The organism is Nocardia sp. NPDC058658 (assembly GCF_042716665.1).
Classification (GTDB): Bacteria; Actinomycetota; Actinomycetes; order Mycobacteriales; family Mycobacteriaceae; genus Nocardia.
Window position 1 is genome coordinate 39,919 of sequence record NZ_JBHXRR010000028.1, and the last position, 22,507, is coordinate 62,425.

Annotated in this window: 24 protein-coding genes and 1 tRNA gene; 9 read left to right on the top strand and 16 right to left on the bottom strand. The window is 67.2% G+C overall.

Annotation, left to right across the window (positions count from 1 at the left end; translation table 11 throughout):
- Positions 1–57: 57 nt before the first annotated feature.
- From ACFWUP_RS27890 to ACFWUP_RS27915, 6 genes are all read right to left on the bottom strand, one after another.
- Positions 58–1,647, bottom strand: coding sequence for a glycosyltransferase family 39 protein (locus ACFWUP_RS27890; protein ID WP_379238945.1), 1,590 nt, complete (start codon positions 1,645–1,647; stop codon positions 58–60).
- A 535-nt stretch (positions 1,648–2,182) separates the two neighbouring features.
- Positions 2,183–2,255: transfer RNA gene (locus ACFWUP_RS27895), tRNA-Ala, on the bottom strand.
- Between the two features lie 97 nt (positions 2,256–2,352).
- Positions 2,353–3,351 carry a gephyrin-like molybdotransferase receptor GlpR gene (gene glpR, locus ACFWUP_RS27900; protein ID WP_379238946.1) on the bottom strand — a complete coding sequence of 333 codons (999 nt, stop codon included), beginning with the start codon at positions 3,349–3,351 and terminating at the stop codon, positions 2,353–2,355.
- 136 nt (positions 3,352–3,487) lie between these two features.
- Positions 3,488–4,138, bottom strand: a complete 651-nt coding sequence (locus ACFWUP_RS27905) for a GNAT family N-acetyltransferase (protein ID WP_379238947.1) — start codon at positions 4,136–4,138, stop codon at positions 3,488–3,490.
- Positions 4,139–4,150: 12 nt separating this feature from the next.
- A complete protein-coding gene (gene glp / locus ACFWUP_RS27910; RefSeq protein ID WP_379238948.1) occupies positions 4,151–5,410 on the bottom strand; it encodes a gephyrin-like molybdotransferase Glp in 1,260 nt (419 codons plus the stop codon).
- Positions 5,411–5,449: 39 nt separating this feature from the next.
- Positions 5,450–6,376, bottom strand: coding sequence for a UTP--glucose-1-phosphate uridylyltransferase (locus ACFWUP_RS27915; protein WP_379238949.1), 927 nt, complete (start codon positions 6,374–6,376; stop codon positions 5,450–5,452).
- A gap of 184 nt (positions 6,377–6,560) precedes the next feature.
- Between ACFWUP_RS27915 and ACFWUP_RS27920 the strand changes: the two genes are divergently transcribed.
- The 3 genes from ACFWUP_RS27920 to ACFWUP_RS27930 all read left to right on the top strand — a co-directional run bounded on the left by ACFWUP_RS27920 (position 6,561) and on the right by ACFWUP_RS27930 (position 8,295).
- Positions 6,561–7,160, top strand: a complete 600-nt coding sequence (locus tag ACFWUP_RS27920) for a 5-formyltetrahydrofolate cyclo-ligase (protein ID WP_379238984.1) — start codon at positions 6,561–6,563, stop codon at positions 7,158–7,160.
- 71 nt (positions 7,161–7,231) lie between these two features.
- Complete coding sequence (locus tag ACFWUP_RS27925; protein ID WP_379238950.1) at positions 7,232–7,537, top strand: FmdB family zinc ribbon protein; 306 nt, start codon at positions 7,232–7,234, stop codon at positions 7,535–7,537.
- 89 nt (positions 7,538–7,626) lie between these two features.
- Positions 7,627–8,295, top strand: coding sequence for an SAF domain-containing protein (locus ACFWUP_RS27930; RefSeq protein WP_379238951.1), 669 nt, complete (start codon positions 7,627–7,629; stop codon positions 8,293–8,295).
- Positions 8,296–8,471: 176 nt separating this feature from the next.
- On the opposite strand, the gene ACFWUP_RS27935 is transcribed toward ACFWUP_RS27930, so the two are convergent.
- The 9 genes from ACFWUP_RS27935 to ACFWUP_RS27975 all read right to left on the bottom strand — a co-directional run bounded on the left by ACFWUP_RS27935 (position 8,472) and on the right by ACFWUP_RS27975 (position 16,333).
- A complete protein-coding gene (locus tag ACFWUP_RS27935) occupies positions 8,472–9,131 on the bottom strand; it encodes an MspA family porin (RefSeq protein WP_379238952.1) in 660 nt (219 codons plus the stop codon).
- 63 nt (positions 9,132–9,194) lie between these two features.
- Positions 9,195–9,863, bottom strand: coding sequence for an MspA family porin (locus tag ACFWUP_RS27940; RefSeq protein ID WP_379238985.1), 669 nt, complete (start codon positions 9,861–9,863; stop codon positions 9,195–9,197).
- Positions 9,864–10,132: 269 nt separating this feature from the next.
- Positions 10,133–10,789 (bottom strand): MspA family porin, encoded by a 657-nt coding sequence (locus ACFWUP_RS27945; RefSeq protein WP_379238953.1) that lies wholly within the window; start codon positions 10,787–10,789, stop codon positions 10,133–10,135.
- A 66-nt stretch (positions 10,790–10,855) separates the two neighbouring features.
- Positions 10,856–11,536: an MspA family porin gene (locus ACFWUP_RS27950; protein WP_379238954.1), complete on the bottom strand. Its 681-nt coding sequence runs from the start codon at positions 11,534–11,536 to the stop codon at positions 10,856–10,858.
- A gap of 524 nt (positions 11,537–12,060) precedes the next feature.
- Complete coding sequence (locus ACFWUP_RS27955) at positions 12,061–12,282, bottom strand: hypothetical protein (RefSeq protein WP_379238955.1); 222 nt, start codon at positions 12,280–12,282, stop codon at positions 12,061–12,063.
- On the bottom strand, positions 12,279–12,773 hold the full coding sequence (locus tag ACFWUP_RS27960; RefSeq protein WP_379238956.1) for a molybdenum cofactor biosynthesis protein B: 495 nt from the start codon (positions 12,771–12,773) through the stop codon (positions 12,279–12,281). Before ACFWUP_RS27960 ends, ACFWUP_RS27955 begins: the two co-directional genes overlap by 4 nt.
- A gap of 47 nt (positions 12,774–12,820) precedes the next feature.
- Positions 12,821–14,089 carry a S1C family serine protease gene (locus ACFWUP_RS27965; protein ID WP_379238957.1) on the bottom strand — a complete coding sequence of 423 codons (1,269 nt, stop codon included), beginning with the start codon at positions 14,087–14,089 and terminating at the stop codon, positions 12,821–12,823.
- 93 nt (positions 14,090–14,182) lie between these two features.
- Entirely contained in the window at positions 14,183–15,637 is a 1,455-nt protein-coding gene (locus ACFWUP_RS27970; RefSeq protein WP_379238958.1) for an ATP-binding protein, read from the bottom strand.
- Positions 15,638–15,646: 9 nt separating this feature from the next.
- Positions 15,647–16,333 (bottom strand): response regulator transcription factor, encoded by a 687-nt coding sequence (locus tag ACFWUP_RS27975; RefSeq protein WP_378911181.1) that lies wholly within the window; start codon positions 16,331–16,333, stop codon positions 15,647–15,649.
- A gap of 301 nt (positions 16,334–16,634) precedes the next feature.
- Between ACFWUP_RS27975 and ACFWUP_RS27980 the strand changes: the two genes are divergently transcribed.
- The 6 genes from ACFWUP_RS27980 to ACFWUP_RS28005 all read left to right on the top strand — a co-directional run bounded on the left by ACFWUP_RS27980 (position 16,635) and on the right by ACFWUP_RS28005 (position 22,279).
- Positions 16,635–19,397, top strand: coding sequence for an ATP-binding protein (locus tag ACFWUP_RS27980; RefSeq protein WP_379238959.1), 2,763 nt, complete (start codon positions 16,635–16,637; stop codon positions 19,395–19,397).
- Entirely contained in the window at positions 19,394–19,798 is a 405-nt protein-coding gene (locus ACFWUP_RS27985) for a roadblock/LC7 domain-containing protein (RefSeq protein ID WP_019049250.1), read from the top strand. Before ACFWUP_RS27980 ends, ACFWUP_RS27985 begins: the two co-directional genes overlap by 4 nt.
- Positions 19,799–19,804: 6 nt before the next feature.
- Positions 19,805–20,176, top strand: coding sequence for a DUF742 domain-containing protein (locus tag ACFWUP_RS27990; protein ID WP_378609420.1), 372 nt, complete (start codon positions 19,805–19,807; stop codon positions 20,174–20,176).
- A gap of 4 nt (positions 20,177–20,180) precedes the next feature.
- Positions 20,181–20,780, top strand: a complete 600-nt coding sequence (locus ACFWUP_RS27995) for an ATP/GTP-binding protein (protein ID WP_379238986.1) — start codon at positions 20,181–20,183, stop codon at positions 20,778–20,780.
- The gene (locus tag ACFWUP_RS28000) at positions 20,773–21,549 is read left to right on the top strand and encodes a hypothetical protein (protein ID WP_379238960.1); all 777 of its coding nucleotides are present in this window, start codon (positions 20,773–20,775) and stop codon (positions 21,547–21,549) included. Before ACFWUP_RS27995 ends, ACFWUP_RS28000 begins: the two co-directional genes overlap by 8 nt.
- Positions 21,550–22,054: 505 nt before the next feature.
- Positions 22,055–22,279 carry a hypothetical protein gene (locus ACFWUP_RS28005; RefSeq protein ID WP_379226796.1) on the top strand — a complete coding sequence of 75 codons (225 nt, stop codon included), beginning with the start codon at positions 22,055–22,057 and terminating at the stop codon, positions 22,277–22,279.
- A gap of 54 nt (positions 22,280–22,333) precedes the next feature.
- Here the strand turns inward: ACFWUP_RS28005 and rpmF are convergent, their stop codons facing one another.
- Entirely contained in the window at positions 22,334–22,507 is a 174-nt protein-coding gene (gene rpmF / locus ACFWUP_RS28010) for a 50S ribosomal protein L32 (protein ID WP_379238961.1), read from the bottom strand.

Genomic DNA, 22,507 nt, shown 5'->3' on the forward strand with positions numbered 1-22,507 from the left:
TCTCGGCGCTCGAACGACGAACCCCCCGGCCGCACGGTCGGGGGGTTCGTTTTGTTCTCAGTGTGTGGGGCGGGTGGTGGTGTTGGGGTCTCGCCACAGGCCGAGGTCGAAGTACAGGGTGGTCATGGTGTCCCACATGGTCGACCACTGCTGTTTCGGGCCCTTGCAGACCCAGACGGCGGTCATGCGGTCGATGCCGGGGGTGCCCATGGGGTCGTCGAGGTGCACGATGCGCTCCACCTCGGTGAAGCGGGAGCGCAGGTCGGCCTCGGCGGTGTCGAGTCCGACGTAGACCACCGAGGTGGCCGAATTCGGCGGCGGGCCGAAGAAACCGAAACCGCGGCTCGGGCTGTAGGTGGCGGGCAGTCCGTACTTTCGGCCGAACTGCTCGACCGCGCCCGCCTGCGGATAACCTTGCGCGACAATGACAGCGGCGGCCTTTTCTTCCGGCGTCAGCGTCGCATATCCGTCGTTGACAGCGGCAACCATCAACGCCCAGTTGGTGTTTCCGAAGAACGCCGTCTTGAGTCCGAGATCGAGGGCATTGTCGGCCTGACTACGCCACTCGGGCGACAGCGGAATCACGGTCAGCGTGACGACGGTCGTCAGGACCGAGGCCGCGGCGATCGGAATCACCGAGAGGGTCATCCACCGTTTCCGGTCGTACTGCCAGAAGCCGACGGCACCGAAGGCGAAAACAGCGGGGAACAGGCCACCGGGGTAATAGGGCCGACCGTGCGTGATCATGACGAACACGGTCATGATGATCAACGCGACCGGGATGAACCGATAGGGCCGCAGCGATTCCTGCTTGAACGCCGCCCAGAGCCCGATGACGAGCAGCAAGGTGCCCATGATGCCGGCCAGGATGGGGAATTGCGGCAGGAAGCCGATCGGGCCGTAGCCGGTGGCGTCCTGTTCGGCGCCGATGACCGAACCCATGGCCAGCTGGGGCCAGTTGTGCTGAGACTGCCAGTAGAGGATCGGGATCAGCGACGCGGCGAGGATGCCGGTCGCCACCCACAGCGCCGGGCGGCGCAGCACTTCGCGGGGACCGCACACGATGACCGCGAGGCCAAGGCACGCCCAGACGATGGGGATCATCCACTTGACCTGCATGTCAAGGGCCGCAACGAGACCCGCGACGACGATCAGCCAGTCCTGGCGGGTGCGCACCCAGCGGATCAACAGCCAGGTGATCACGGCGGTGAGGGTGGCGTCGAAGGAGAAAGTGCTCAGGACGACCTGGTTGGCCGCCAGACCCGACAGCGCGTAAGCGGCCGCGGCGAGCATCTGGACGCGGTGGTTGCCGCGGAGTTCGTAGGCGATCAGGCCCGCCACGATCACCGCGCCCACGCACATCAGCACGGACGGCAGCCGCAGCACTGTCACCGATCCCGGTGCGAGCTGGTCGGCGATCCAGGCGAGCATCGGCACGATCACGCCCTGGTCGGCGTAGGTGTAGTCGAGCCTGCGTCCGGCCGAGAGGAAGTAGAGCTCGTCGCCGAAATAGTCGTAACGGCCCGCGGTCGCCGTCATCACGACGGCCGTGATCGAGGCGATCACCGCGATTCCACGTACTGCGAGCGACGGTGGGGTTTTCGGAATATCTTCCGGCTCGGTACGAACCTCGATGACCGCTGTCATGAACTGCCTCTGACTACTCTCCAACAGACGCCTTCGACGCCCCTCCCGTTAGTGGCGTCGCATCTGTTCGCTGGTGAACCGATTCCTCCCCGGCAGCGAACTTGATGAGCGCGGGCGCTCTTGGTCCTGCGCGGCTTATTCAGATTTACCAAAACGTTAGCTTCTGCCCATCGACTCCGCAAATAAACTTCACACCAATAGCTGATGGCTGTGAATCGACATAAGGCAGTGGGCGCGACCACTATGACCTGGGAAGTTAATTCCATGCGAGCAGAATGTGACGTAAGACTCAGCCGAAATCAGTAACACTCCGGCTAATCCCGGGCGGGCGGCGGGTCGTGCCCCTAAAACAATGGGCTGGCGCGCGCGAAGAAATGCAGAGTGAATCTTTCACCGCGCATCGCGCTATTGATCGAACGGAAATGTAAATACCCCTGACGCATCGGCATTTGTTCATCCGCCGTTCAAGCATCACCAACGGCCCCGACCGGACGAAAAACGCCGCCCGACCTGATGGTCGAGCGGCGCTGTTCTGTGGAGCTAAGGGGAATCGAACCCCTGACCTTCTCGATGCGAACGAGACGCGCTACCAACTGCGCTATAGCCCCGTGCGGCTCTGGTGAACCGCGCTGTGACACTGTATCAGGGGTTGCGCCCCGATACCGAATCGGTACTCTGACCTGCAGATATTGCGTGGTTCACCAGTTACTCGCCGACGGCTTGACCGAGGTCTTCGACCCGGTTGCGGAGTGCGCGAGAAGTGGCCGGATCGAAGATCTCGAGGAACTCGAACCTCGGGTCCTCGTCGTCGGTGTCGAGCAGGGTGGAGCGGCGGCGCAGGGCACGTGCGGTGTCGCGGTCCATCGTGCGACGGGTGGTGGCCGCCTCAGGGGTGGCTTCGGCGGCTTCCTGGCGCCTGCCACGGGTGAGGCGGGCCGCGCGCCTGCGACGGATCTCCTCCTCCACGTGGACCTGCTTACGTAAGTAGGCGAGATAGCCGGCGAGCACGGCGGCAGAGAGCCCGCACGCCCACCAGAACATCGAGTTGAGCAGCAGCCCGAACGCGGCGAACAGGATCATGCCGATGATCAGACCCATGACCGCGCGCTGACGGAAGCTGTAGCGGGCGGCACGGGCGATGGCGTCGGCTTCGGGGTCGTAGCCGCCGCGACCGCGACGCGTGGGGGTGAAGCCGTCGTCCTCGAACTCGGTGTCGTCGTCCTCGGCCACGAGGTCGTCGAGGCGAGCCGGGGGCGCGGGTGGGATGCGCGCGGCGACGGGCGGGTCTTCGTCGGCTTGCGCCGAGACCGGTTCCGCCGCATCGTCTTCCGTCGCGGCGTCGTCGAGTTCCGCTGTCGCGGTGGCCTCTTCGACGTCGTCAGCTTCGGCCGCGTCGAGTTCGACCGCGGGAGTCGGCTTTTCGTCGTCGTCTTCGGTGACGGGCTCTTCGGACGTCATCCGGTCCTCCGAATCAGTACGGTGGGGGCGCTTGTTCAGCACACGGGGTCGGTAATCGGGGTCACTCTCGTGACCGCCCGCGGCCCCGATGCGGATCCGTCGTTCGGCCCCGCCACGGTGCAGCACGCGTGTGGCGAGCGCGGCATCGGTGGTGCGGCGGATCCGGGGATGCCGGTCCGCCATGATCGGGAACAGGACGAAGACCCACAGCACCACCAGTCCGATCCACAGGATCGAGTTCGGCATCGCGGTCATCACCTCCCGTCCCCACCTACGTGTTGTCCATCTGCGGACGCACCACTGACGTCCGTAGGCTAATTCGGGCAGACGCGCCCGTGTGGCAGGCGCGCCGTGCACACCTGCCACATGAGTAACAGAAATTTCACGGCTGCGCCGCCCGACCCTCCCTGACCAGGCGATCCACCACGGTGCCCATAACCTCTTCGACGGTCAACCCGACCAGAAGGTGATCGCGCCACGCGCCGTCGACATCGAGGTAGCGGCGCAACATGCCCTCTTCCCGGAAGCCGACATTGCGCAGAACCGCTTGGCTGGCAAGGTTTTCCGGCCGCACCGTCGCCTCGACGCGATGCAGACCGACCGGGCCGAAGCAGTGGTCCAGACCCAGCGCCAGCGCGGCCGTCGCCACCCCTTGACCGCCCAGATCCTTGGCCACCCAGTAGCCGATCCAGCCCGAACGCAGCGCGCCGCGCACGATATTGCCGATGGTGAGCTGGCCGCTGAACTGCCCGTCCACCTCGATGACCAGCGGGATCATCGCCCCGCGCCGGGCCTCGGCTTTCAAGCTCGTCCACAGCGACGGCCAGTTCGACGCGTGATTGCGCGCCTCCCAGCTGCCGCGTCCGGTCGGTTCCCAGCGCTCCAGGTGGTCGCGGTCGCGCAATCGGATCCGGCTCCACGCCGCAGCGTCGCGGAAACGCACCGGCCGCAGGGTCACCTTGCCTGCCGCCACTGTCACCGGGCCGAGCCGGGCGGGCCATCCGGGATGCTGTCCGGCCCGGAACACGTTCATGGAGTCCACTTTTCAGCCGCGCTGCGCCAGGAACGCGACCTGTACTTCGTCACCGGTGCGGAAATCGGTGTCGTCGGGTTCCACCACGATCAGGCTGTTGGCCTCGGCGAGGGTCACCAGCAGGTGTGAGGAGCCGCCGTTGCCGTTGCCGAGCGGCTGCACCAGGTAGTCGCCGGTCGCCTCGTCGCGCAGCAGTTGCGCGCGCAGGTAGCCCTTGCGGCCCGGCATCGAGGTGATGGGAGTGATGGTGCGGGCGCTGACAATTCGACGCATCGGCTGGCGGCGGCCCAGTGCGATCCGGATCAGCGGACGCACCATCACCTCGAACACCACCAGCGCGCTCACCGGATTCGCGGGCAGCAGGAAGGTGGGCACCTCGTCGCGGCCCAGCCGGCCGAAGCCCTGGACCGAACCGGGGTGCATCGCCACCCGGTCGACCTCCAGCTCGCCGAGCCCGTCGAGTGCCTCGCGCACCTGATCCGAGGCCCAGCCGCCGACCGCACCCGCGATCACCACGACCTCCGAACGCACCAGCTGTCCTTCGACCACGTCACGCAGCCTGCGCGGGTCGGCGCTGACGATGCCGACCCGGTTCACGTCGGCGCCCGCGTCGCGCGCGGCGGCCGCGAGGGCGTAGGAGTTCACGTCGTAGACCTGGCCGGGGCCGGGCGTGCGATCGATGTCGATGAGCTCGCCGCCGATGGAGATCACCGACAGCCGCGGACGCGGATGCACGAGCACCTTGTCCTGGCCGACCGCGGCGAGCAGGCCCACCTGGGCCGCGCCGATGATCGTGCCCGCGCGCACGGCCACGTCCCCGGGCTGCACGTCGTCGCCGACCCGGCGGACGTAATCGCCCGAGCGAACCGGCTCGAACACCTTGATCCTGGCCCGCCCACCGTCGGTGAACTCCACCGGCAGCACGGCATCGGCCAGGGTCGGCAGCGGCGCGCCGGTGTCGACCCGCACGGTCTGGCGCGGCTGCAAGCGGATGGGCTGGCGCGAACCGGCCACCACCTCGCCGACCACCGGCAGGGTGAGGTCGATCAGCTCGCCGTCTTCGTCGCGCACGTCCACGCCCGCGGCGGTGACATCGACGCTGCGTACCGCGTAGCCGTCGATCGCGGCCTGATCGAAGCCGGGCAGCGGCCGCTCGGTGACGACGTCCTCGGCGCACAGCAAACCCTGGGCCTCCGATATCGCCACCCGGACCGGCCGGGGTGCGACCGCAGCCGCGGTGACCTTGATCAGCTGATCCTCAACCGAGCGCATCGAGCTCCTGAATCTATGGCGGCGGCGTACCTACCGCATTTAGGCGACGGGCGACTGTGGATCCCACTCCGGGCTGAGCCGGAAGTTCAGCCACTCGCGCAGTTGCGGGCCGTATTCCTCCCGCTCGAGGGCGAAATCCACAGCAGCTCGAAGATAACCGCCCGGGTTGCCCAAGTCGTGGCGCGACCCACGGTGGACCACCACGTGGACCGGGTGTCCCTCGGCGATCAGCAGGGCGATGGCATCGGTGAGCTGCAATTCCCCGCCGGCGCCAGGGGTGATGCGGCGCAGTGCGTCGAAGATCACTCGGTCGAGCAGGTAGCGGCCTGCGGCGGCGAGGGTCGACGGCGCGTCGGCGAGGTCGGGCTTCTCGACCATGCCCTTCACGCGCAGCACGTCGGTCTCGGCATTGTCGGCGCATTCCTCGACGTCGAAGACACCGTAGGCGCTGACCTGGGATTTCGGCACGTCGATCGCGCACAGCACGGAGCCGCCACGTTCGCGGCGGACCCGGCTCATCGTCTCGAGCACGCCGCACGGCAGCACCAGATCGTCGGGCAGCAGGACGGCGATGGCCAGCTCGTCGTCGTCGAGGACGGCTTCGGCCTGGGCGACCGCATGGCCCAGACCCAGCGGTTCCTCCTGGACGACCGAGGTCACGTCGAGCAGTCCGGGGGCCTTGCGCACCTTCTCGAGCAGCGCGAACTTGCCGCGCTCGGCCAGGGTGCTCTCCAGGACGAGGTCCTCGACGAAGTGTGCGACGACGCCGTCCTTGCCGGGCGAGGTGACGATCACCAGTCGATCGGCACCGGAATCGGCGGCCTCCGCGGCGACCAGCTCGATGCCGGGGGTGTCGACCACCGGCAGCAATTCCTTGGGCACCGTCTTGGTGGCAGGCAGAAACCGCGTCCCGAGTCCGGCCGCGGGTACCACCGCAGTGCGGAAACCGGAAGTCTTGTCTGTCATGCGCATACCCTATCCATTCAGTGCCGTCCGATCGCCCGCGCGACGATCCGGCGTCGGCAAGAGCTTAAGGCGTTACCTCCGCATTCGCTCCGGCCGTGCGCGGCTGGAGGAGCGCTACGCGTCCGCGTGGAACCGGCGCAGCTCCGCCCGTACTCCTGTGCAGACTAAAGTGGTCGCTGTGGAGATGCCCGGTGAGCGCACCAAATATGCGTGGCGCCGCGAGATCCTTGCCACTCGCGCTCAGGTGAGCCCCGCCGAACACGCCGTCGAAGCGGCCGCGCTCGCTGCCTCGAACACCCGCCTCACCGGGGTCGATGACGTTGTGTGCGCTTACGTTCCGGTCCGTGGTGAACCCGGCGATCTGCGCATGCTCGACGCGCTGCGCGAGCACGGCGCCACAGTGTTGCTACCGGTGACCGGCGAACCCGGTCCGCTGAGCTGGGCGCGCTACGAGGGCCCGGATTCCTTGCGAAAGGCCCGATACGGCCTGCTCGAACCCACCACCGAGACGCTGGGGCCCGCGACGGTGGCCGAGGCCGCCACGATTCTGGTTCCCGCGCTGGCGGTGGATCGGCGTGGGGTGCGGCTCGGGCGTGGTGCGGGCTATTACGACCGGACGCTGGGCGCCGCGCGCGCGGACGTGCGGCTCATCGCCGTCGTCCGGGATAATGAACTGGTCGACCGGCTTCCCGAGGAACCGCACGATCGGCGAATGGGTTGGGCGCTCACCCCCGACGGTGGCCTGCGACAGCTGGGTCGCGACCTCCCCGTTTCGCCGGAATGAAACGGCGATTCGCGGCGTTGGCAGTGTCGGCGGTAGAGTGCTAGATCGACGAGAGACTTGCGGAGGATCCTGTGCCAACTTATTCGTACGCGTGCACCGAGTGTGACAACCGCTTCGACATCGTTCAGTCCTTCTCCGACGACACACTGACGGAATGCCCCCAGTGCTCCGGGAAGCTGCGCAAGCTGTTCAACTCGGTCGGCATCGTGTTCAAGGGCAGCGGTTTCTACCGCACCGACAGCCGTGGTGGTGCGTCCACCGCGAGTGAACCGGCGAAGACGTCGACCGATGGCGCGAGCAGCAGCAACGGCAACGGAAATTCTTCGTCGAGCCCGAGTACGTCGAGCACCAGCTCCACTCCGGCCGCCGCCAGCTGACTTTTTCCGAGTTATCCACAGCCCCGTAGTTATCCACAGGCGGGGCTTTCGGCGGCTTTTTCGCACCGCGGCGGTTCTACGCTTTCGCTATGACTCGCAGTTTCGCCGATCTGGGACGTGGCAGCTCCTGGCGTTTCACCCTCGGTAACCGTCCGGCCTGGGCCGATGCGCTGCTCGCCCGGCGCATCGCCGCCGTAGTGCTCGCGGTCGCCGCCGTGGTGTTGTTCGTGCGTGGTGACCCCGGCGCAGCGAAAGTCGACGTGGTCGTCGCGGCCCGCGATCTCGCGCCGGGCAGGCTGCTCACCGCCGACGATCTACGCGTCGATCGACACGAATCCCGCTCGCTGCCAACAGGTTCCGTCGGCGATACCACTGTCCTGCTCGGCGCGACGCTGACCGGCGCCATGCACGCGGGCGAGACCTTCACCGATCTGCGGGTGGTCGGCCCACGGCTGGCCGCCGCGGCCGCGGGCAGTCCCGATGCGCGCATCGTGCCGATCCGGTTGGCCGACGCGGCGGTGGCTGATGTGTTGCGGGCGGGCGATCGGGTCGATGTGGTCGGTGTCGAAGACGCGGGTGGGCCGGGGGCGAGCGCGCCCGCACGGACGCTGGCCACCGATGCGGCGGTCGTGCTCGTCACCGCGACGGGTGATCGGCGCGGCGCCGATCGGGTGGTCCTGCTCGCATTGGACACCGAATACGCCGCCGCGGTCGCCGGCGCGTCGTTACGAACGGCACTGACCGTCGTCTTCCACTGACCGGTTGTCGGTCGACCGTGATGTGGTTCGCGAGAAATTTGCCCTGACCCTCGATAGCATCGCGCGGTTCTCCAAGACCGAGGAGGCGCACGCTCTGAGTATGTCTGTGGGACAGACGGATCGGGGCCCGCTCCCTGGAGCAGACCCCGATCCGATTGTGCGACAGTCCTCTTCGATCAGCCCAAGCTGAACGGTGCACCCCAGAGGGTCACCCAGCTCATCACATTGTCGGTTTCCACCTCGACGCTCACGAAGGCGCGCGCCTGGGCGTAGCCGCCGCAACCGGTCAGGCCGATGGTTTCATCGGCCCAGGTCACCGAGCCCGAGCCGTTCTTGAAGGCGTTGCGGGTCTTGTGGGTTTCGTTGCCGAAGTCGTCGGCCATTTCGAGGTCGAGGACGTAGAAGGACTTCGACTGGCCCGGACCGACCGAGAGCTCGCCACCAGTGGTGACTGCACCGGCGGGATCCTTGCCGGTCTCCTGCTCCACTTCGGCACCACCCGTTGCACCGCCGCCGGCGATGTTGACCTGGCAACCCACGGTGTAACCGGGGAAGATCTTGCCGCTCCCACCGCCGGACACCGTCACCTGAGCGCTACCGGATACCCATGCATTCCGATGCGCGGGGGTGGCACCCATCGACGGATTGATATTGGCCGACTCGCCGACCAGCGCGATATCTACCACGGTGCCATCGGACAGCGTCTTGCTGATGTGGCCGCCCGGCAGCGGAACGAAGGTGTCGGCATTCGCCGCACCCGTGGACAGCAAGCCCAATGCCACGGTCGCCGCTGCCGTGTAACCGACTGCGCGCGCCATGCTCTTACGGTTGATCATCACAGTGACCCCTCGAGGGTGAATTCGTGTGAACGAGAAAGAGTTTCGGTTCCGGACGTGCGATCAGCCGATGCTGAACGGCGCTCCGTACAGCGTGGTCTTCGAGTAGTGATCGCCGATGATCTCGACAACCGAGTAAGACCGGGCCTGCGCGTAGCCGGCGCAACCCTGGATCTGGATCTCGGCATCCTGGTACTCGACCGAGTAGACGCCGGGCTTCAAGATGTCCTTGGCGTCGATCTGCACAAAGGCGACCTGCCCGGGCCCGAGGTTCAGGCCGATCGATCCGCCCGCGCTCACCCCGCTGGAAGACACTCCACCGGACAACCCGGCACTGACCGCATCATCACCGATGCTCACCTGGCATCCGACGAGGTAACCCGTATTCAGCTGCGACGCACCGTGCGTCGAAGAATTGTTGGAGCCGGGACGGTTGGACGCGCCGTTGTTCGGCCCGACCTCGCCCTCCGGCGTGACCTGCACATCGGCGCGCGCGTTGCCCGATACCCACACGACGCGACCAGCGCCGTTGGCGGCCAGCGACGGGGAGACGACGGCATGCTCGCCGGTACGACTCAAAGTGACTCCGGGACCGGCCTTCTGGCCGTCCGGCAGCGGTACGAAGGTGTCCGCGTTGGCAGCACCTGCCGACAGCAGGCCGATCGTCACGGCCACTGCGGCGCCTGCGCTCCACGCGCCGCGACGCCCGCGGTTGGTGCGGTTCTCGCTCATTCTTCCCCTCGAGGTATACGCAAATCCGACCTCGACCATCGAGGCCGATATCTGTGCTGCGCCCGGACCCAGCTGGGGTGTGTCACGAGGACAGGCACCGCTGGCAACAGGACAGAACATCCTGCCGGGAGGTGAATCGAGAAGCTATGAATCGGGGTTCAACATAATGAGGCGAACTCGTAATGTCCAGCGCGACGATGTTGAACGCACAACAAAACGGGCCGGTCGCAGTAGCGACCGGCCCGTTTCGAGTTCGGGATGCGAACAGATCAGCCGAGGCTGAACGGAGCGCCCCACAGCGTCACCCAGGAGATGACGTTGTCGGTCTCGACCTCGACGGAGACGAAGGCACGCGCCTGCGCGTAGCCGGCGCAGCCGGTCAGGCCGATGGTGGTGTCGGACCAGGTCACCGAGCCGGAGCCGTTCTTGAACTTGTTCGACTTGCTGTGCGCCTCGGAACCGAAGTCGTCGGCGATTTCGCGGTCGAGGATGTAGAACGAGCTCGACTGGCCGGGGCCGAGCGAGAGCTCGCCGCTGCCGCCGACTTCCACATCGCCCGAGTCGCCGGAGACGGAACCGTCGACGGAGGCGCCACCGCCACCACCGGCGATGTTGACCTGGCAACCCACGGTGTAACCCGGGTAGATCTTGCCGGAGCCGCCGTCGGAGACGGTGACCTGGGCGCTACCCGAGACCCACGCGTTGCGGTGGACCGGGGTGGAACCCATGGACGGGCTGATCAGGGCCGACTCGCCGACCAGGGCGATGTCGACGACGGTGCCGTCGGACAGCGTCTTGGTGATGTGTCCACCCGGCAGCGGAACGAAGGTATCGGCGTTGGCCGCGCCCGTGGAGAACAGGCCGACGGCCACGGTGGCCGCAGCGCTGACGCCCGCCACCTTCGCCATGAACTTACGGTTGATCATAGGATTTGTCCCTCGAGGATTGAGTTCGCCGCAGCGAGAAGAAGATTCGTGCCGGATCGAAGAACGTCAGCCGATGCTGAACGGCTGGCCGTACAGGGTGGTCTTCGAGTAGTTGTCGCCGATGACCTCGACGACGGTGTACGCCCGGGCCTGCGCGTAGCCGGCGCAGCCCTGGATCTCGATTTCCGCGTCCTGGTAATCGATCGCGTACGTACCGGCCGTCAGGATGTCCTTCGAGCTGATCTGCACGAACTTGACCTCGCCCGGGCCGAGGCTGATGCCGAGCGAACCGCCGACGCCGCCGCCGGTGGTGTTGATCTTGGCGGAAAGGCCGGCGCTGATCGCGTCATCGGCGATGCTCACCTGGCAACCGACGATGTAGCCGGTGTTCAGCTGGGAGGTGCCGTGCGTCGACGAGTTGTTGGAGCCGGGACGGCCGGTCGGGCCGTTCCAGGGGCCGACCTCGCCCTCGGGGGTGTCGGTGACCTCGGCGATCGCGGTGCCCGAGACCCAGACGACGCGACCCGCGCCGTTGGCGGACATCGACGGCGAGATCAGGGCGGACTCGTGGGTGCGGGTGATGGTCACGCCAGCAGGGCTGACCTTCTGGCCGTCCGGCAACGGCACGAAGGTATCGGCGTTGGCGGCACCGGTCGACAGCAGGCCCATGGCCACGGCGGCCGCGGCAGCGCCGACGCCCGCGGCACGGACGCCACGGCGCACACCGGTGGTGCGGTTCTCGCTCATACTTCCCCTCATCAGGTGTCTAACAGCCGACTTCGACTTTCGAAGCCGGACAAATGGACCTCACAGGGCCCAGATCAGTGTGTCGCCCCTTTGTTGCCGTTACGTAACCGACTGTTATTTCGGCGATACGGCGGGGCCGGTGTGGCGAACCCGAGCCAGGGTTCCACCGGGTGGTTCAACGCACAGAAGTCGGGCGTACTGCGGGGACCGATAGTTGGTGGCTCAATGGCGAACATTAAACGCCCGTCCACGGATACGGCAACGAAAGAGTTCGTAAATTTCACTGTGAACCACCGCACACATTCGTCTATCGCCACATGCTTTGACGTGCATTTATGCACCTGTAGAGGTTTCTGTCAGGGGGTCTTGACAGAAGTGGGCGCCGGGTAACGATCCGGTCCGTGGAACGACAAAAGACCACGCTTTCGCGTGGTCTCGAGTATTTGTCCGTTCTCCGCGCGCACACGGAAAACGACTATTCGTACGCCGCCTATTACGTAGCGGCTACGTAGATAACGGGGCGATCACCCATGATGCGGCGGAACTTGGGAACGTAACCATTCGTCACCTACGGAACCGCGCGAACCCTCGCCGCGCTCGTCACCGGTGGTTTCGGGCAATACGTCGCCGAAGATTCTCGCCAGCCGAGCCGCCTCGGCCGCTTTGCGCCGTAGCTCGTCGGCCGAAGTCGGTTCCCGGCCCTGATCGTCAGGTCCGGGAACCGCGTCGTGGGAATCGGAGGTCATTCGTCCAGACCGGACAGTTCGCCGATCACCTTGCTGGCCAGCGGGCCGAGGGTGGCCATGCCGTCCCGGATCGACGCGCGGGTACCCGGCAGGTTCACCACCAGGGTGCTACCGGAGATGCCCGCGACGCCACGCGACAGGCCCGCGTCGAGCGATCCCGCGACCCGGCCGGACGCGCGCAGCGCCTCGGTGATGCCGGGCAGCTCACGATCGAGCACCTGGCTGGTGGCCTCGGGGGTGATATCGCGCGGCGACATGCCGGTGCCGCCGACCGAGATCACCAGGTCGACACCGCCGATCACCGCGGTGTTGAGCGCATTGCGGATTTCGACCTCCTCGGCCTGCACCGTCACCGAGGCGTCGACGAGGAACCCTGCCTCGTTGAGCAATTCGGTGACGAGCGGGCCGAACGAATCCACGCCGCCATGAGCCGTCCGATCGTCGACGACAACAACCAGTGCGCGCCCTGCCACGGGAGCATCGATGTCCATGGTCATCACCGTAGCGCTTACGCACGACAGGTTCGCCGTCGATCGCATCATCGGCCGCCTTCCGCCGCCGCGGCGGTGAGCGTGACCTCGACGGTCTTGGGATTACCGCCCTGTTCGTCGGTGTAAGTCACCTTCACCTTGTCTCCTGGCTGATGTGAGCGGACGGCCGCGATCAGCGCGTCGCCGGAATCGATGGGTCGGTCGTCGAGGCGGGTGATGACGGCGCCGGTCGGGATGTTCGCCTTGGCGGCGGGCCCGTCGGGCGTGGCCTCGAGCACCCGTGCCGCGGTGTCCTGTGGGCGCAGTTTGATGCCGATCTGGGCGTAGGTGGCGTGGCCGGTCTTGATCAGTTCGTCGGCGACCCGGCGCGCCTGATCCACCGGGATCGCGAAGCCGAGGCCGATGGAACCGCTCTGGGTGCCGCCCGCCGCCTCGCCGCCGAGGCTGGCGATGGCGGTGTTGATGCCGATCAGCTTGCCCTGCCCGTCCACCAGCGCGCCACCGGAATTACCGGGGTTGATCGCGGCATCGGTCTGGATCGCGTCGATCACCGGGTTCACCTGGCTCGGCGTGCCCTCGCCGCTGGTCGAGACCGGGCGATTGAGGGCGGAGACGATGCCGGTGGTGACCGTGCCCGCCAGGCCGAGCGGGGAGCCGATCGCGATCACCGGCTGGCCGACGGCGAGACCGTCGGAGGTGCCGAGTTCGATCGGCGTGAGGCCGGTTTTGCCGCTGACCTTGATCACGGCCAGGTCGGAGACGGGATCGGCGCCGATCATGGTGGCGGGTGCGGTGCTGCCGTCGCTGAACACCACCTCCATCTTCGCCGAGGCACCCGCGCCCGCGGCCACGTGATTGTTGGTGAGGATCAACCCGTCCGAGGACAGCACGACACCGGAGCCCTCCCCCGAAGCCCGATTACCCGCGACCTTGATCATCACGACACTGGGCAACACCCGCTGCGCCACCGCCTGCGTCGACCCGGCGGGCGCGTTGGCGACGTTGTTCACCGCAGGCTTGGGCGCTTCGAGCGCGTTGGTCACCGGCGCGGAACCCCCATCGGCGGCGAGCACGCCCACAACGCCACCGACACCGCCACTGACCAGTGCCAACGCCGTCGCCCCCGCGATCAGGCCGAGCCGCAACGGCTTTCGCTGCGGGGCCGGCGCGGGCCCGAATGCCTGCGGTTGCGTACCGAACGCCGGTTGACCGCCGTAACCGGCCGTCGGTCCCTGCGCGGTGTGCGGCTGGGCGAACGCCTCCGGTTGCCCGCCGTAGGGCGAGGGGTCAGCGGGGTGCTGGGGATCGTCGGTCATGGTGTCTGTCTCCTCACGCTTGCAGACCAGCTTCCTGACGGCTACTGAGAGGCGCCTGAGATCGGACTATCAGTTCCCCGAGACTCCAGCGCCTCACTCGGTGCCGGTCTCGTCGAGCACGGTCGGCGCCTCCCCCGGCAACACGATGCGCACCAGCGCGCCGCCCCGATCGGAGGTGTCGATGGCGATGGTGCCGCCGTGTTTGGTGACCACCTGCTTCACGATCGCCAGCCCGAGCCCGGAACCGGGCATCGAGCGCGAGGCGGTGGTGCGGTAGAAGCGTTCGAAGACCAGTTCGCGTTCACCGGACGGGATACCGGGGCCCGCGTCGCCGACGGCCAGTTCGAGCAGTCCCGGTCCGGCCGGGCGCATGGCGATCTGCACGACCGCATCGGGCGGACTCCACTTGGCCGCGTTGTCGAGGACGTTGAGGACGGCCCGTTCCAGCCCCGCCTCGTGCCCGTAGACGAACCAGGGCGCCAGATCGGCAACGAAGGTGATCCCCACCCGTCTGCGCCGCGCACGCTCGAGCGCACGCTCGGCCACCTCGCCCAGATCTACCCGCTCGTACACGGTTTCGGGGGCGTCCTCGCGGGCCAGGTCGACCAGGTCGCCGACCAGCGTCGACAGCTCACCGATCTGGGCCACCACGTCGGCGCGCAATTCGGCCATGTCCTCGTCGGGCAGTTGGGGCGCGCCCGGCCTGCCGGAGGCGATGAGCAGTTCCATGTTGGTGCGCAGCGAGGTGAGCGGGGTCCGCAGTTCGTGGCCCGCATCGGCGACGAGGCGGCGCTGGCGGTCGCGGGATTCGGTGAGCGCGCGCAGCATCGTGTTGAAACTCTCGGTGAGCCTGGCCAATTCGTCGTCGCCGGTCACCGGGATCGGGGTGAGGTCGTCGGTGCGGGCGACGCGTTCGGTCGCCGCGGTGAGCCGGGCGATCGGGCGCAGACCGGTGCGGCCGACGGCGGTTCCGGCCGCGGCGGCGAGCACGACACCGCACGCGCCGACCACGAACAGCAGCCACGCCAGCTGATCGAGCACCTCGCGGGTGCGGTAGAGCTTCTGCGAGATGATCAAGGTCGCGCCGCTGTGCGTGCGCGCGGCGAGTACCCGCTGGTCACCCACGGTGCGCAGCGACGAACCGATCTTGCCGTCGGCCACGGCGAGTTCCTGGGCGCCGACCGGCGGAATCGTCTGCTGTGGCGGCATATACGGCTTGTGCCCGGCATAGATCAGCGCCACGCCCACATCGTTGGAGAACAGTCCGGCCAACACGATCGACTGGAAGCCCGCGGTCTCGAAATTGTTGTTGATCATGGTCGCCGCGCGCGCCTCGAGCTGGGCGTCGACATCGGCGTAGAGCGCGCGCGCCACCATCGCGTAAGCCGCGATCGAGGTCACCGCGACCGCGATCAGCACCACCGACGCCGCCAGCAGGGTCACCCGCCAGCGCAGCGACACCGAGCGGGTGAGCGGGGTCGGCGGACGCATCTCGCTCGCGTCCAGCGGCCTGCCGAGTACGGCGACCGCGGGTTCCTTGTGTGCCATGCCGCCCGCCTACGGAGGGGTCTCGCGCAGCACGTAGCCGACGCCACGCACGGTGTGGATCAGCCGCTCTTCGCCGTCGGCCTCGGTCTTGCGCCGCAAATAGCCGATGTAGACCTCCAGCGCGTTGCCGGAGGTGGGAAAGTCGTAGCCCCAGACCTCTTCGAGGATTCGCCCGCGCGTGAGCACCCGGCGCGGATTGGCCATCAACATCTCGAGCAACGAGAACTCGGTTCGGGTCAGGCTGATCGCGCGTTCGCCGCGCGAAACCTCGCGGGTCACCGGATCCAGCGACAAGTCAGCGAACACCATCGCCTCCGACGCTTCACCGGGATCCGGCGTTCGACGGCGCAGCAACGCGCGTAAACGCGCGAGCAATTCCTCCAACGCGAAAGGTTTCGGCAAATAATCGTCGGCACCCGCGTCGAGGCCGGCCACGCGCTCGGACACCGAATCGCGCGCGGTCAAAACGAGAATCGGCAGATCGTCGCCCGTGCTGCGCAGTCGTCTGCACACTTCGAGGCCGTCCAGGCGCGGCATCATGACGTCGAGGACCAGGGCATCGGGCCTGGATGCGGTCACTTTTTCGAGTGCGTCCAGACCGTCGACGGCGAGGTCGACGGTGTAGCCGTTGAAGCTCAGTGACCGGCGCAGTGATTCCCGCACCGCGCGATCGTCGTCGACTACCAGAATGCGCATGTGCAGTAGTTTGCCGTGATCGACTGAGAACGCACTGAGAGGGCCGCCGGGCGCGTCGAGGTGTCCGCGCACAGCACTTCGGCAGTTCGCTTGTAGGTCTTGACAAAATCCGCGGAATCGTCGTTGTGGCGCTGGCTATTCGGAGAATTATCGAACGTGCCGCCCGGATTGCCGTTGCCCACCCAGCACGGTATCTTTCCTGCGGTAAAAGAAGACCTCCAGTTGGTTCTGCGCTCGCATCGCTCCGCGACCTCCCCGCGCGGGCCGGGGTCACACGTGGAAGCAGAGGCAACGCACGCGGATGGAACCTGCATCGCGCTCCTGGCAATTCAGCCTGTCCAACTGGTCGGTAACGCGCAAGGTCGGTGTGGTGCTGGTGCTGCCGGTGATGCTCGCGACCACCTTCGCGGTGCTGCGCATCAACAACGAACTGCAGACGATGACGCAGCTCGGCGCCGCTACCGAGCAGGCCACCGTCATTCGACCGGTCGTCAAATTCGCCACCGCGACCGAACAACTCGCCGTCGCCGCGACCGCCAACTGGGGTGCGATCGCCGACCCACAGACCGACGCCGCGCTCACCACCTACGACCAGGCGCTCGCCGAAGTCCAGAGTGCCCTGCGCTCGGCCCGCATCGACCCGGGCGTCGCCACTGAGCTCAACGCCGCCGTCACCGCGGGCGCCACCCTGCGCAACACCGTGCGCGGCGGCTCCCCCGCGATGGTCGGCGAGCAGACCGACCTGATCGGCGAACGCATCGGCAACGCGCTCTCGCGCACCCCCAAGGTCGACGACACCACCGTGGAGCGCTACTTCCTGCAGCTCACGGCACTGCACCAGTCGCGCCGGATCCTCACAAGGGAACGCACGCTCGTCGTCTCGCCCGAGTCGGGTCGCAGCCAGAGCGCGCGGGCGAAGATGCTCGTCGAACTCGGCGCCGAAGCGAACATGATCAAGACCTACGCGATGGTCCTGCCCGAGCACGCGGGCAATCAGGCCGCGCTGCTCGACGCGGTGCAGACCCGGATCAGCGTGTTCAGCCAGAACAACGGCGACCCCACCACCAACGCCGCGGTGCTCAACACCCTGCAGGTCAGCGCCGACACCTACTCCTCCACCATCGCGGCCCTGCTCGACACCGTCGACCACACCCTCGACAGCAACACCGCGACCGCCCAGACCGGCGCCCTGCGCGAAACCACCCTGGTGCTCGGCATGCTGCTGGCCGGCCTCGCGCTCGCGCTGGCCGTGGCCCGCACCCTGGTGGTGCCGGTGCGCAGGCTGCGCCGCGACGCGCTCGAAGTGGCGCACGTGAAGCTGCCCGACGAGCTGGCCGTGGTCCGCAGCGGTGGCGCGACACCGGAGATCACCCCGGTCGGCGTGCATTCCACCGACGAGATCGGCCAGCTGGCCCGCGCCGTCGACGAGATCCACGAGCAGGCCCTGAATCTGGCAGGCGATCAAGCCCGCCTTCGCCTGCAGATCGGCAACATGTTCGAGACGCTCTCGCGGCGCAGCCAGTCGCTGGTGGAGCAGCAGCTCTCGCTCATCGAGGAACTCGAGCACGACGAGGACAACCCCTCGCGCCTGCAGACCCTGTTCCGCCTCGACCACCTCGCCACCCGCATGCGCCGCAACGGCGACAACCTGCTGGTGCTCGCGGGCACCGCGTTGCGTCGCGGTCATCTGCCGCCGGTGCCGCTGTCGGACATGCTGTGGAGCGCGGTCTCGCAGGTGGAGGACTACCAGCGCGTCGAGATCGGCAATGTGCCCGACGGTGTCGTCGCCGGTGAGTCCGCGGTCGATATCGAGCACCTGCTCGCCGAACTCATCGACAACGCCCTTCGCTACTCCCCGCCGAGCACTTCGGTGGCGGTGATCGTGGGCCGTGCGGTGGACAGCGGCTATCTGATCGAGATCACCGACCGTGGCCTCGGCATGTCGGCCGACGACCTGCGCACGACCAACGACCGGCTCGCCTCCGGTGGTGAGGTCACCGTCGAAACCGCTCGCCGCATGGGTCTTTTCGTGGTCGGCAGGCTCGCCAAGCGCCACACCATCACGGTGAGTCTGCGCCGGACCAACGGTGTCGCGCCGCAGCCCGGCATCACCGCCAGTGTGCATCTGCCCAGCGCGCTCGTCGCGCCGTCGCCGCCGGTCAAGTCCGGCCCGGCCACCGGCCCGAATCCGCTGGTCTCGACCGGCCCGAACCCGATCGTGCCCGCCGGATTCGGCCCGTACGCGCTGACTCCGGCCGACATCACCGGCCCGAATCCGATCATGCCGATGGGACCGCGTTCGCTGGAGGCGGTGACCGGTCTCGATCTCCCCGATCTCCCGGCTTCACCACTGCCGCCGATCTTCACGCCCGCGGCTCCGATCGTCCCGGTCAACGGTGCGTGCACGACCGAGAACCCGTTCACCAGTGTCGGTCTGCCGCAACGCATTCCGGCGGCGGTACCGGCACCGTCGCCGGAACCGGTCGCCGTCGAACCCGACGACGACGCGACTCCGGTCGGCATGTGGGCCGAACACGAACACGACACCGACGATCTCCCGGTGTCAGCCGATCCGCCCGCCGATTCGCTGCCCTTCGGTCTGCCGCAGCGCATCCCCGCGAGCGCACAGACCACACCGCCGGAGCCGGAGCCGCAGGCACGGCCCGCCGACGCGGACCCGTCGCCGACCACGAGTACCCGCCTGCAGCCGGTCGCCGGTCCCGCACCGACCCCGATCTACCAGCGGATGGTCTCGGAGTGGCTCGTCGAACCCGCTACCGCCCCCGCCGAATCCGGTAACGGCAACGGCAACTCGTGGAGCGCCCCCGGCGACGCGGGCTGGACGGCCGCCGCCGAGGCCGACCACCCACCCACGTCCTCGCGCACGAGCGGCGGGCTGCCGATCCGCAAGCCGGGCGCCCAACTCGTCCCCGGTGGGCTCACCCCCGCCGAGGAAGAGGGCGCGCGCGACCCGGAGGAGATCCGCAACAACTTGACCAGACATCTCAGCGGCGTCCGCAGCGGTCGTGCCGAGATCCAGCACAACGACGGAGGCCTCGAATGAGCAACGCGCACCCCACAGACGAGAATCTGAACTGGTTGGTCGCCCGCTTCACCCGTGACGTGCCCGGCGTGTCGCACGCGGTGCTCGTCTCTGCCGACGGACTGCTCCAGGCGACCAGTCCCCATCTGCCCTCCGATCGCGCCGAGCAGCTGGCCGCGGTCACCGCCGGGCTGGCCAGCCTGTCGATGGGTGCGGCGCACCTGTTCGACGGCGGCAAGGTGATGCAGTCGATCGTGGAGATGCAGCGTGGCTACCTGCTGGTGATGAGCGTCGGCAACGGTTCGCACCTCGCGGTGCTGGCCAACAAGAGCCACGACATCGGCCGGATCGGCTACGAGATGGCACTGCTCGTCGACCGGGTGGGCTCGGCGGTCACCGCCACCGCCCGCTCCGCCGGCTGAGGTGAGATGTCGAGCCCTTACGGATCCGATGCCCGGCCGACGACCCGGGTCAGGCCCTACGCGCTGACCTCCGGCCGGACCGAGCCCGCGATCGCGCTGCCACTGGAGGCAGTCGTGGAGACGGTCTCTTATACAGCGCACAACGACTGGTCCGCAGGCGATCTGCGGATCGAAATCGTGCGTCTGGCCACACATCGGCTATCTGTCGTCGAGATAGCCGCATACCTCGGGCGCCCACTGGGTATGGTCCGGGTGATGATCGGCGATCTCGTTGTGGGCGGGATTCTTCGAGTGCATTCGACGCTGACCGAGCAGGCGAGCTACGACGAACGCCGATCACTGATGGAGAGGACTTTGCGTGGACTCCGTGGCCTCTGATGGCATGCGCCCGCCGACACAGGAACAACGAGTCGCGTCGACCAAGATCGTGGTGGCCGGTGGATTCGGTGCAGGGAAAACGACTTTCGTCGGTGCGGTGTCGGAGATCGTGCCGCTGCGCACCGAGGCGATGGTGACCCATTTCTCCGACGGCATCGACGACCTCGCCGAGACGCCCGAGAAAGAAACCACCACCGTCGCGATGGACTTCGGTCGCATCGTGCTGCCCGGCAACCTGGTGCTGTACCTGTTCGGCACCCCGGGTCAGAAGCGTTTCTGGTTCATGTGGGACGACCTGATCCGCGGCGCCATCGGCGCGGTGGTACTGATCGATACCCGCAGGCTGGAGGACAGTTTCGCCGCCGTCGACTTCTTCGAGGCGCGCGGGCTGCCGTTCCTGATCGCGGTGAACCGCTTCCCCAACGCGCCCCGATTCCCCATCGCCGAACTGCGCGAAGCGCTCTCGGTGCGTGAGGGCATTCCGATCGTCGACATCGACGCGCGCAATGCCGTCGAGGTTCGTCAGGCGCTGGCCGCGGTGACCGAATACGCCATCGCCCAGCTCGAGCCGCAGCAGTTCGAAGGAGCGGGCAGGCGTGCTTGATGTGCTCGCCGCGACCGGTGCCGAAACCTTCGCGCACGGCACCGGTATCGCGTGGCTCGCGCTCGACCTGTCGGCACTCGGCGCCCTGGTGGCGTTCGCCTGCATCCGACATGCGAAGTACTCGATCAAGTTCCGGCTGATCTGGCTGACGATGGCCGCGGTCTCACTCGGCGGCGTCGGGCTGTGGCTGGCGAATTCGGTGGCACTGCTGGCGATGCGGGTGCACGACAGCACCATGCGCTACAACGTCGCGCTCGGTGCGGCCGCCGCGGCGATCGCGGTGGTCGGCGTACTGGCCGGATTGCTGATCTGCGGCCGGACGCTGCAGGCGCCGCGGCTGATCATCGGCGGGTTGACGATGGGGCTGAGCGTCGGTCTGTCGACTTTTCTGACCCTGGACGCTGTCGCGGTGCAGGGCACCGTCGACGAGTCGCTCGCGCTCATCGGGGTGGCCGTACTGGAGTCGATGGCGCTGTGCACCGCGACGCTGTGGGCGTCGCAGGTGATGCGGCGGGTGCCGATGCGGGTGCTGGTGTCGGTGTTGTTCGCGGTCGGCGTCGCGGCGGTGTACTACACGGCGGTCGCCGCGCTGACGTTCTCGATCGATCCGGGTATCCGCACGCCCACCGGAATGCCGTTGTTCGACTTGGTGTTCCCGATGTTCGTGCTCGGTGCGCTCGGGTTGACGGTGCCGATCACCGCGGTGATGGTGGCGCCGGATCGGCGCGACGCGGTGGCGCCGGTGCGCCAGCCGGTTTCCGTGCGCTGAAGGACAACCAGCTAACGTCCGGTTTGTCGGAATCTTTCCGGTCTCGCGCCCCGCTCGATCGAGCTGTCGCGACCTGCCGCGAAGTGCGGCGAAAACCACCCCTGAAGTGGCGATGAGCGGGTTCCCCATACTCGGGGAACCCGCCCTCGTGCACGAGAGTACATACCTGTGAGGGACTCCGCATCAGTGGTCAGGGAATTTTCTTGTGGCGGAAAACAAACCAAAAGTTGGTAATTCGACCGCCAGCAAACCTCCCGCAAGCCCATCTGTGCGCCCACACCAAGTGGCATCCATCACACCGTTAACGGGGCGATAGCCCTGACCCCACTCGCAAGGCCCTGAACAGGCAGAACAGTGCCGTAGTAAGACCCCTGGACAGCCGGGGACACAGAACCCACCGCCGACCCCGTGGAAGCTCACCCCACGATGCGCGAACCGAGTTATGGTCGCTGCGGGGCGCATTCGTCTCGCCCAGCACATCCAAGGTTCGTTCGAAGGAGTTCGCATGGCCGTAAACGTGGTGCTCGACAAAGTCCTCGACAAGGAATTCGAGAACAAGACGCTCGCTGAAATTCTCGCCGCGCCCCCGTCGGCGCTGGCCGGCCTCACCGAGGCGCACGACAAGCAGCTGCTCGAGGCGCTGAAGATCAAGACCATCGCCGACCTGGGCAACAACAAGTTCTTCCAGCTCGCCGCCGCATTGGTCGCGGTCGCGGAGCGCGAGGGCTGACATTCTTCAGACAACGATGGCCTGCCAGTAATTACTGGCGGGCCATCATTGCGTTCAGAGCTTGGCGGGGTCGATCATTCCTTTGCGGACCGCGTTGACGATGCGGCGGGGTACGCGGTATTCGACGCCTGCTACCGTCACCGGAACCAGCTGTGGCACTTCGGCTTTCCACTGGGCGCGCCTGCTACGGGTGTTCGAGCGCGACATTCTGCGCTTGGGGACCGCCAT

Coding starts and splice junctions, on each gene's coding strand:
- ACFWUP_RS27890 (WP_379238945.1), bottom strand. CDS start 1,647: ATGACAGCGGTCATCGAGGTTCGTACCGAGCCGGAAGATATTCCGAAA.
- glpR (WP_379238946.1), bottom strand. CDS start 3,351: ATGCCGAACTCGATCCTGTGGATCGGACTGGTGGTGCTGTGGGTCTTC.
- ACFWUP_RS27905 (WP_379238947.1), bottom strand. CDS start 4,138: ATGAACGTGTTCCGGGCCGGACAGCATCCCGGATGGCCCGCCCGGCTC.
- glp (WP_379238948.1), bottom strand. CDS start 5,410: ATGCGCTCGGTTGAGGATCAGCTGATCAAGGTCACCGCGGCTGCGGTC.
- ACFWUP_RS27915 (WP_379238949.1), bottom strand. CDS start 6,376: ATGACAGACAAGACTTCCGGTTTCCGCACTGCGGTGGTACCCGCGGCC.
- ACFWUP_RS27920 (WP_379238984.1), top strand. CDS start 6,561: ATGCCCGGTGAGCGCACCAAATATGCGTGGCGCCGCGAGATCCTTGCC.
- ACFWUP_RS27930 (WP_379238951.1), top strand. CDS start 7,627: ATGACTCGCAGTTTCGCCGATCTGGGACGTGGCAGCTCCTGGCGTTTC.
- ACFWUP_RS27935 (WP_379238952.1), bottom strand. CDS start 9,131: ATGATCAACCGTAAGAGCATGGCGCGCGCAGTCGGTTACACGGCAGCG.
- ACFWUP_RS27940 (WP_379238985.1), bottom strand. CDS start 9,863: ATGAGCGAGAACCGCACCAACCGCGGGCGTCGCGGCGCGTGGAGCGCA.
- ACFWUP_RS27945 (WP_379238953.1), bottom strand. CDS start 10,789: ATGATCAACCGTAAGTTCATGGCGAAGGTGGCGGGCGTCAGCGCTGCG.
- ACFWUP_RS27950 (WP_379238954.1), bottom strand. CDS start 11,536: ATGAGCGAGAACCGCACCACCGGTGTGCGCCGTGGCGTCCGTGCCGCG.
- ACFWUP_RS27955 (WP_379238955.1), bottom strand. CDS start 12,282: ATGACCTCCGATTCCCACGACGCGGTTCCCGGACCTGACGATCAGGGC.
- ACFWUP_RS27960 (WP_379238956.1), bottom strand. CDS start 12,773: ATGGACATCGATGCTCCCGTGGCAGGGCGCGCACTGGTTGTTGTCGTC.
- ACFWUP_RS27965 (WP_379238957.1), bottom strand. CDS start 14,089: ATGACCGACGATCCCCAGCACCCCGCTGACCCCTCGCCCTACGGCGGG.
- ACFWUP_RS27970 (WP_379238958.1), bottom strand. CDS start 15,637: ATGGCACACAAGGAACCCGCGGTCGCCGTACTCGGCAGGCCGCTGGAC.
- ACFWUP_RS27975 (WP_378911181.1), bottom strand. CDS start 16,333: ATGCGCATTCTGGTAGTCGACGACGATCGCGCGGTGCGGGAATCACTG.
- ACFWUP_RS27980 (WP_379238959.1), top strand. CDS start 16,635: ATGGAACCTGCATCGCGCTCCTGGCAATTCAGCCTGTCCAACTGGTCG.
- ACFWUP_RS27985 (WP_019049250.1), top strand. CDS start 19,394: ATGAGCAACGCGCACCCCACAGACGAGAATCTGAACTGGTTGGTCGCC.
- ACFWUP_RS27990 (WP_378609420.1), top strand. CDS start 19,805: ATGTCGAGCCCTTACGGATCCGATGCCCGGCCGACGACCCGGGTCAGG.
- ACFWUP_RS27995 (WP_379238986.1), top strand. CDS start 20,181: ATGCGCCCGCCGACACAGGAACAACGAGTCGCGTCGACCAAGATCGTG.
- ACFWUP_RS28005 (WP_379226796.1), top strand. CDS start 22,055: ATGGCCGTAAACGTGGTGCTCGACAAAGTCCTCGACAAGGAATTCGAG.
- rpmF (WP_379238961.1), bottom strand. CDS start 22,507: ATGGCGGTCCCCAAGCGCAGAATGTCGCGCTCGAACACCCGTAGCAGG.